Source organism: Burkholderia sp. IT-111MI5, assembly GCF_949752865.1.
Lineage (GTDB): Bacteria > Pseudomonadota > Gammaproteobacteria > Burkholderiales > Burkholderiaceae > Burkholderia > Burkholderia pyrrocinia_C.
Map to the genome: position 1 here is coordinate 1 of NZ_CATKIF010000029.1, position 4,366 is coordinate 4,366.

At 62.3% G+C, this 4,366-nt stretch carries 6 protein-coding genes; 1 reads left to right on the forward strand and 5 read right to left on the reverse strand.

Annotation, left to right across the window (positions count from 1 at the left end; genetic code table 11):
• Positions 1 to 20: 20 nt before the first annotated feature.
• On the reverse strand, positions 21 to 1,124 hold the full coding sequence (locus ACM6JT_RS21795) for a LacI family DNA-binding transcriptional regulator (RefSeq protein ID WP_034181964.1): 1,104 nt from the start codon (positions 1,122 to 1,124) through the stop codon (positions 21 to 23).
• A gap of 101 nt (positions 1,125 to 1,225) precedes the next feature.
• Between ACM6JT_RS21795 and ACM6JT_RS21800 the strand changes: the two genes are divergently transcribed.
• Positions 1,226 to 2,062, forward strand: coding sequence for an NAD-dependent epimerase/dehydratase family protein (locus tag ACM6JT_RS21800; protein ID WP_034181965.1), 837 nt, complete (start codon positions 1,226 to 1,228; stop codon positions 2,060 to 2,062).
• 19 nt (positions 2,063 to 2,081) lie between these two features.
• Here the strand turns inward: ACM6JT_RS21800 and ACM6JT_RS21805 are convergent, their stop codons facing one another.
• The 4 genes from ACM6JT_RS21805 to ACM6JT_RS21820 all read right to left on the reverse strand — a co-directional run.
• Complete coding sequence (locus ACM6JT_RS21805; RefSeq protein WP_175964257.1) at positions 2,082 to 2,402, reverse strand: DUF1330 domain-containing protein; 321 nt, start codon at positions 2,400 to 2,402, stop codon at positions 2,082 to 2,084.
• Positions 2,403 to 2,810: 408 nt separating this feature from the next.
• Complete coding sequence (locus ACM6JT_RS21810) at positions 2,811 to 3,347, reverse strand: YrhB domain-containing protein (protein WP_081938442.1); 537 nt, start codon at positions 3,345 to 3,347, stop codon at positions 2,811 to 2,813.
• A gap of 228 nt (positions 3,348 to 3,575) precedes the next feature.
• Entirely contained in the window at positions 3,576 to 3,788 is a 213-nt protein-coding gene (locus tag ACM6JT_RS21815) for a hypothetical protein (RefSeq protein WP_059855597.1), read from the reverse strand.
• A gap of 157 nt (positions 3,789 to 3,945) precedes the next feature.
• Positions 3,946 to 4,366: IS30 family transposase (locus tag ACM6JT_RS21820; RefSeq protein ID WP_414857259.1), on the reverse strand; the 421-nt coding region annotated here is incomplete at its 5' end.

Sequence of the window (4,366 nt, forward strand, 5' to 3'; positions counted from 1 at the left end):
TGGGGCGCGGGGCAGGTGACTCAACCGGCCGCGGCCGTCGACGCGCGCATGATCAGCCGCGGCTCAAACGTCGAATAACTCGCATCGGTGCGCCCCGCGAGCGCGTCGATCAGCTTCTGCATCGCGAGCTCACCCATGTTCTCGCTCTGGATGTCGACGGTGGTCAGCGCGGGCGCCGCGTATTCGCCGTACGGCACGTTGTCGATGCCCGCGACCGATACGTCCTGCGGCAGCCGAAAGCCGAGCGACGCGGCTTCCTTCATGAAGCCGAGCGCGATCAGGTCGTTGTAGCAGATCACGGCCTGCGGGCGCTGCGGCCCGAGCATCACGCGCGAGCACGCGCGTTCGCCGGCTTCGGCCGTCGGCGCGTGCGCGTCGTGCACGTCGAGCGTGAGCCCCGCTTCGGCGAGACAGTCGCGCGCGCCCTGGATCCGCTCGTCGTTCACGCGTGCGGTGCCGAAGCCGAGATACGCGATGCGCGTGTGCCCGAGATTGAGCAGGTGGCGCGCGAGCATGTAGGTCGACAGCCGGTTGTCGATGCCGACGCTCGGAATCGGCAGGCCGGGGCTGCGGCGCAGCAGCACGAGCGGCTTGTTCAGATCGAGCATCCAGCCGGCTTCGTCGTCGGGCATCCGCGTGCTGACGATCAGCCCGTCGACGCGCTGCGCGAGCGCCTCGATCAGCGAGCGTTCGCGCGCCTGGTTCTCTTCGGTATCGACGAGCAGCAGCGTGTAGTCGTGCTGCAGCGCGATCCGGTTCGCGCCCTTGACCACGTTCGTGAAGTGCGGGTTGCTGATGTCGAGGATCACGAGGCCGATCGTGCGCGTGCGCCCGGTGATCATCGAACGCGCGAGCGGGTTCGAACGGTAGCCGAGCCGCTCGATCGCCTCCTTGAGCCGCGCTTCGACCGCCGGCGAGAAGCGCTGCGTGCCGTTCACGTATTTCGATACCGTCGCGACCGACACGCCGGCTTCCGCGGCCACGTCGCGGATCGTCGGGGAAACTTTTTTCATCGGCAGGGTAACGTTTTCGTTCGATAACGCCGGATTGTGGCAGAAAAAGCCGGCACGCGGCCACGCGTCGATATCGGGAAAGTGCGGATGGCTGCGGACGGGTTCGACCATTGACGTTCGGTCGCGCTCCCGCGTATAGTTGGAAAACGTTTTCCGATTCGAGGTAAAAACCGGATCGGAGTCCAGGTCAGATTCAAGGAGAAGGAGATTCGATGAACGCCTCATCCACCGGCGCGCGCAAACCGTTCGGGCGCCTGTTGCTGACGGGCGCGGCCGGCAACCTCGGCCGCCAGTTGCGCGGCGCACTCGCGCAATGGGCCGACGTCGTGCGCGTCAGCGACATCGCGGCGCTCGGCGACGCGGCCGCGCATGAAGAAACCCGTGTCGTCGACCTGGCCGACCGGCCGGCGGTGATGCAGCTCGTCGACGGCGTGGACGCGATCGTCCATCTCGGCGGCATTTCGGTCGACGCGCCGTTCGACGATCTCGTCGGCGCGAACATCACCGGCACGTACAACCTGTACGAAGCCGCGCGCAAGCACGGCGTGAAGCGCGTCGTGTTCGCGAGCTCGAACCATGCGATCGGGTTCCATCCGGTCACCGAAGTGCTCGACGCCGATTCGCCGCTGCGCCCCGACAGCCTGTACGGCGTGACGAAATGCTTCGGCGAATCGCTGTCGCGCTACTACTTCGACCGCTTCGGGATCGAGACCGTGTGCCTGCGGATCGGCTCGTCGTTCGAAGTGCCGAAGAACCCGCGCATGCTCGTGACGTTCCTCAGCTATCGCGACTTCATCGAGCTCGTGCGCTGCTCGCTGCTGACGAACCGCGTCGGGCACGCGATCGTCTACGGTGCGTCGGACAACCCGGTGAAATGGTGGGACAACACGAAGGCCGGTTTCCTCGGCTTCCGCCCGCGCGACAGCTCCGAGCAGTTCGCGGGATTGTTCCCGGTCGCGGCGCCGACCGCCGACTACGACGATCCTGCGCAGCGGTTCCAGGGCGGCGGCTTCGTCGTCGGCGAGCCGATGGAGCGGAAGGCTTCGTAAGCGTCGCCGGCGTCGTGATTCAGCGCAGGATGTCGGTCGCCTTGTGCCGTTCATCGACGCCGTCGATCAGGATCAGCGGGCCGCTCGCGTGCCGTGCGCGCAGCGGCTGGATCTGCCGGTACGCATCCGATTCGTACCACGCGCGCGCCGTGTCGAGATCGGGAAATGCGATCGCGATCAGGTCGCCGCGCCACACGCCTTCGCGTACCTCCGGCCGTGCGCCGTGAATGACGAACCGGCCGTCGAACGGCGCGAGCGTGCCGTCGATGCGTTCGAGGTATTCGACGATGTCGTCGCACATGTCGACGTCGTGCAGGTGGGCGATGGCGTAGGCGGTCATGGCGGGCTCCTTGGCGTGACGCGGTTCGTCGGTCGATGGAGCCATGATCGCGGCGCGTGCGGCGCGCGTCGATTACCTGCGACGTAAGCGAATCCGCGCAGCGGCGCGCAAGCGTGCCGACCTGTACACCGCTCGCATGGCGCGACGGCATTCACGCGTACGTGTCGATGTCCAGCCCACTCTGAACCGGTGAAGGCTGTCGAGCAACGAGTTTCCGGAAGCTTGTTCACGGAACGCTGAACTCGTAGTTCATTCAGCTTTGAACGATCAATGGTGCGGTTCACTTTAGTCTGAACTTTCCGTGGCGAGAACCCACGCGCTGCCAACGTCAGAAATAGCACGGCAGGCCGCTGTCGACCCGGAACTGCCCTTCGCATCGACCGTAAGCGGTCATCCATCGACCGATCGCTAGCGCCGGGTGCTGCGATACGTGACGACCGCGTGGAACCCGACCTCCGCAAGGTCAATCACCAGTTGCTTGGCCGACGCTACGTCCTTTGTCTCGATCACGGTCTCACGCGCCGCAAGACATCGATCGACTGAATGCTTTGCCTCCGCGAGACTCATGTGTGAATTCTGGCGAATCAACCGCGTTGCTTGAACCTTATTCGCCCCGGCCGACCATCGCGTTAGACGAACCTGAGACTCTTCATATCCGTTAGGATCTCCGCACGCACGGTAGGCTTGGATCGACTCGGTAATTGGCCTGTGATAGCTGACGGAAATGGCCCGGCCATCGTCCCGGCTGACAAACAATGGTGCATTTCCCGCCAGGCTATCCCGAACGTCACCTGTCTCAAGGAAACGCGATGATTGATAGTAGAAGACCCAGCCGACATCGAACTCACGGGTTGCCGCATCGATGATGGTAATGCCGACCGCCCCGGCCAAAGAGGAGAGGGTGCGGCGGGCCTGTTGCATCGCTTGTTCAAGCGTCCAACTCATGTCGAGGCCATTGAGATCAGTTGGGAGTTTGCAAGTGTAGCAGTGGCTATTTTCGCCTTGATTGTCGGCGATTCAGATCATTGTGCCGAGTGGCTACTCATGGCCGATTACCGCCCGACGCGGTCAGCACATGCTGCCATGACCAGACCTTCGCCCAGTTCGAAAGGAAATGCAAAGCGTCGAGGAGCATCCTGCTTCCACTCCGTCAAAGCCCGTAGCGCTTCGCTGCTAACCGAAAGTCGCCGCTATCAGGTGCCGTTCAGAGTATGCAATCAAGGCGAATATGATCAGCCCTGTCACGATCCCTGCAACGCGCCCGGTCGTGACATTCGTCGATTTGGCCACGATATCGCCGGCATTGCGCCGTTCTTTAAGGCGATTCATGGCGTAAAGCACGGCAGCCAATGCCGCCGCCCGGACAATTGCACTCTGAATAGTCATATATCCCCCGGCTGATCTATTTGATCTAGTGTGTCGTCGATAGATGGTTATCAGGCGACGGCGAACCATTTTGTTGGTATGCGCCTTTGAGATGCTCGCGAGGGCAATTGTGGACGATTTGAGTCACGGTGTCGAACGACCGTTCATGGCTGCGGATTCAACCCGTCGATGCAACGAATTGATGAAAGCGCTCAGCCGGTGTATCGAAGTCTAGCGTCTTCCGAGGACGCTCATTGAGCCGCTTGGCAACAGCGTTGAGCGTGGCCTGTGAATAGGCCGAGAGGTCGATCCCCTTTGGGAAATACTGTCTGAGGAGCCCATTTGTGTTCTCGTTCGAGCCCCGTTGCCAAGGGCTCTGCGGATCACAAAAATAGACCTTGATGTCGGTGGCCACGGTGAAACGCGTGTGATCGGCCATCTCCTTGCCTCGATCCCAGGTCAGTGATTTGTATAGTTCGTGAGGAAGCTTGCCGGCGTGTCGGATCAATGCGTTGATGACCGTTTCCGTATCCTTACTGGCAACCTTCACCAGCATCACGAAGCGGCTCTGACGCTCGACAAGAGTGGCAATCTGGCTG

Excerpts from the sequence above, each read along its gene's own strand:
- ACM6JT_RS21810 (WP_081938442.1), bottom strand. The coding sequence starts at position 3,347 with ATGAGTTGGACGCTTGAACAAGCGATGCAACAGGCCCGCCGCACCCTC.
- ACM6JT_RS21815 (WP_059855597.1), bottom strand. The coding sequence starts at position 3,788 with ATGACTATTCAGAGTGCAATTGTCCGGGCGGCGGCATTGGCTGCCGTG.
- ACM6JT_RS21800 (WP_034181965.1), top strand. The coding sequence starts at position 1,226 with ATGAACGCCTCATCCACCGGCGCGCGCAAACCGTTCGGGCGCCTGTTG.
- ACM6JT_RS21805 (WP_175964257.1), bottom strand. The coding sequence starts at position 2,402 with ATGACCGCCTACGCCATCGCCCACCTGCACGACGTCGACATGTGCGAC.
- ACM6JT_RS21795 (WP_034181964.1), bottom strand. The coding sequence starts at position 1,124 with ATGGTCGAACCCGTCCGCAGCCATCCGCACTTTCCCGATATCGACGCG.